Annotated in this window: 3 protein-coding genes; 1 reads left to right on the top strand and 2 read right to left on the bottom strand. The window is 64.8% G+C overall.

Annotated elements, in window-relative coordinates:
- Window positions 1-159: 159 nt before the first annotated feature.
- Window positions 160-987, bottom strand: coding sequence for a sensor histidine kinase (locus ACESNG_RS20900; protein ID WP_373070675.1), 828 nt, complete (start codon window positions 985-987; stop codon window positions 160-162).
- 63 nt (window positions 988-1,050) lie between these two features.
- Complete coding sequence (locus ACESNG_RS20895) at window positions 1,051-1,920, bottom strand: cache domain-containing protein (RefSeq protein ID WP_373070673.1); 870 nt, start codon at window positions 1,918-1,920, stop codon at window positions 1,051-1,053.
- Between the two features lie 231 nt (window positions 1,921-2,151).
- Here ACESNG_RS20895 and ACESNG_RS20890 point away from each other — a divergent pair, with 231 nt between their 5' ends.
- Window positions 2,152-2,892 (top strand): SDR family NAD(P)-dependent oxidoreductase, encoded by a 741-nt coding sequence (locus ACESNG_RS20890; RefSeq protein ID WP_373057954.1) that lies wholly within the window; start codon window positions 2,152-2,154, stop codon window positions 2,890-2,892.
- Window positions 2,893-3,165 lie beyond the last annotated feature (273 nt).

Here is a 3,165-nt window from a genome sequence, read left to right as displayed (position 1 = left end):
GTCATCCTCGACCAGCAGAATCCGTTCGCTGCCACGCAGACTTTCGCTGGACGGGGGTTTGGCGGTCGCCGTGATCGGCGCCTCTGCGCACGCCGGAAAATAGACGAAGAAGCGGGCGCCCTGCCCCTCGCGGCTCTCGACGCGAATGAATCCGCCAGCCTACTGCACCATGCCGTACGCAAGCGCCAGCCCCAGCCCAGTGCCGCGTCCACGCGCCTTTGTGGAATAGAATGGCTCGAACATGCGGGCCTGCACCGCCTCAGCAATACCGACGCCCGTATCGGCCGCGCATATCATCACGAAGTCGCCTGGAGCCACCCCGGCGTGTAGCGGATCGTAAGGCACCACCTGCACGCGTTGTGTGGAGAGCCGGAAGTCTCCGCCCTGCGGCATCGCGTCGCGCGCGTTCGCCGCAAGATTCACCACGACCTGCTCCAGCTGTCCGCGATCCGCGCGTACGGAACCCGCCAGCTCCGGCAGTGAACTCTCGAAGGTGATTCGCTCACCAAGGAGACGCATGACCATCCGGCTGATCCCACGAATCACATCGTTGACGTCGAGCTGTTGGGGCTCGACCACCTGACGACGGCTGAAGACAAGAATCTGTCGCGTGAGATCGGCGGCGCGCTCGGCCGAGGATCGCACGCCGAGGAGATCATCCCGCGCCGACGAATCGGCGGGGATCTCCGCCAGCGCCATCTCGGTCAGGCCCATGATCGACGACAGATAGTTGTTGAGGTCGTGGGCGATACCACCGGCGAACGAGCCGAGTGCATCCAGTGTCTGCGCCTGTCGCAGCAGCTCACGCGAGGTGTCGAGTGCGCTACTACGCTCGACAATGGTGTCGGCCATGTGATTGAAGGCGCGGGCCAGCGTACCGGCTTCGTCCTGCGACGTAATGTGCGAGCGGCGCGTCACATCGCCCGCGGCAATCGCGTGCGCGTCGCGAGTGAGCGATTCGATCGGGGCGATGAAGCGGTTGGTCACCCAGTAGCCGCAAAGCAAGACGGCGAGCCCTAGGGACGCGCCGAAGAGCAAGTCGGTCAGAAACTATGAGCGCACCAAGTCGAATGTCTGTACGTTGAGAATATCCACGTATACCAGCCACGGCACCTGGGTGGCGAGTCGCGATCCAAAACTGCGTTCCACCCCATCCAATGACGATCGGGTGAAGATCCGCGGGTTCCCGCCACGCAGATTGGCCCTCAGGATCGTGTCGAGTGGCAGGCGCTGACCGATCCAGCGGTCCGGATGGGCCGATCGGAACACGACGGTCCCGCCGGTATCCACCACCGAAATCACCGAGCCGATCGGCAGGGTTCGGGCGATTTCCATGGCATCCAGCGAGTCGAGCTCTATGGAGGCGCCCACCATGGCGGTGACGCGCGCGCCATCGACGGTCAGCACCGGCAGGATGAAGGGCATTATCCATGGCGCCCCCTCCAGCAGGCGGGAGCGCACCATCGTGCCCACCGTAAAGCGCTTGGTGCGAAGCTCATCCTTGAAGTACTCACGACTCGCGAGACTTGCGAGTGCGCGACCACCCGCCGGTAACCTTGCACCGCCGATATTCTGGCCGGCGGTATCAACGGGAAAGATGTTGGAGAATAGCGACGACGTTCCGCTATACAGATTCCGGAATACCGTGTCGCTTCGGGCCGGTGCTTCGTTGAGATCCATCAGCACGCCGATGCTGCCGAGCAACGCTTCAGTCTGACCCACGGTGGCGTCGATCGAACGCACGACGGTTTCCGTGACCTCTTGGGCGCGTTCATTCAGGCGACGTTCTTCTGCGCTCCGCCGCTCCCGGGCGCGGGCCACGGCCAGCATCGTCACCAATCCCGCGGCGACGATCATCGCTATGTGCAGCCGGAAGCGCACAGTCCGCGTGCGGTCGGTGAACGCGGCTGGCGCCGTCATGCTGGGCGCGCGGTGCGCTGACGGTAGTTCGGCGCATCGTCCAGTAAGCAGTTCGCATGCACCAGGGTGATGGTATCGCCGAAGTCAGGCGAGAGGAAGGGTGAACCGAGCGGGAGCCCAGCAGTCGCGGCGTCATCGCGCTGCCGCGAGGAGAATAGTATCGAGCGCGCTGGCGTTTCCTTCCAAGTACCTTTGGCGACACGCCACCATTCACCCTCTGCCCGCATCGCCGTGTCTGAATTCACTGATCGCGTCGTGTTCATTACCGGCGGCGCCTCCGGTATCGGTGCCGCCTCGGCCCGGGCCTTCGCCGCGCAGGGCGCCAAGGTCGTCGTCGGCGACGTGCAGCAGTCGCGCGCGGAAGCGGTCGCTCACGAGTTTGGCGGACTGGCCCTGCCGTGCGATGTGCGCGACGACGCGATGATCGCCGCCGCCGTGACGCGCACCGTCGAGCATTTCGGCGCGCTCGATTTCGCGGTCAACGCCGCCGGGGTAGGCGGCGCGGAAGTGCGCACGGCTGACTATCCAGCCGACGTGTGGGATGCCGTGATCGACATCAATCTCACCGGCGTATGGCGCTGTATGCGGCACCAGATTCCGGTCATGCTGGCGGCCGGGCGCGGCACGATCGTGAACGTGGCATCGGTGGCCGGGTTGAATGGCTTCCCCCGCCATTCGGCCTACGCCGCCAGCAAGCACGGCGTCGTGGGACTCACGCGCACCGCTGCGCTGGAATACGCGCGCAAGGGCATCCGGGTCAACGCGCTGTGTCCGGGCTTTACGCTCACGCCCATGGTGCAAGACATGTTCGACGCGGGCCTACCGGAACACGAACTCACGGCGCGCGTACCGCTCGGCCGACTGGGCACCGCCAGCGAGATGGCCGAGACGGTGCTCTTTCTCTGCAGTACCGCGAGCGCTTTCATGGTGGGACACGCGCTCGCCGTGGATGGCGGATTGAACGCTGGCTAAACCGAACACGGTCATATACGCCGCTGTTCTTCGCGGACTTCGCGGACTTCGCGTGAACCGCGGTGCTTTCGGTGGGCTCGGCGCGGTCGGAGAGCCAGCTGGTTCGCGCGAAGCTCGCGAAGGACCGCGAAGGCTCGCGAAGAACAGCAAAACGAATTGATTTGGGAATCGCGCCGGCGGACGGGGGCGCGCCGAACCACCACTCATGTTGTAGCTGTTCTTCGCGTGCCTTCGCGATCTTCGCGGACTTCTCGCGAACCGCGGTGCTTTCGG

The organism is Gemmatimonas sp. (assembly GCF_041689975.1).
Taxonomy (GTDB): domain Bacteria; phylum Gemmatimonadota; class Gemmatimonadetes; order Gemmatimonadales; family Gemmatimonadaceae; genus Gemmatimonas.
The sequence above is the reverse complement of the archived record's forward strand: the minus strand, read 5'-3'. Positions and strand labels throughout refer to the sequence as shown.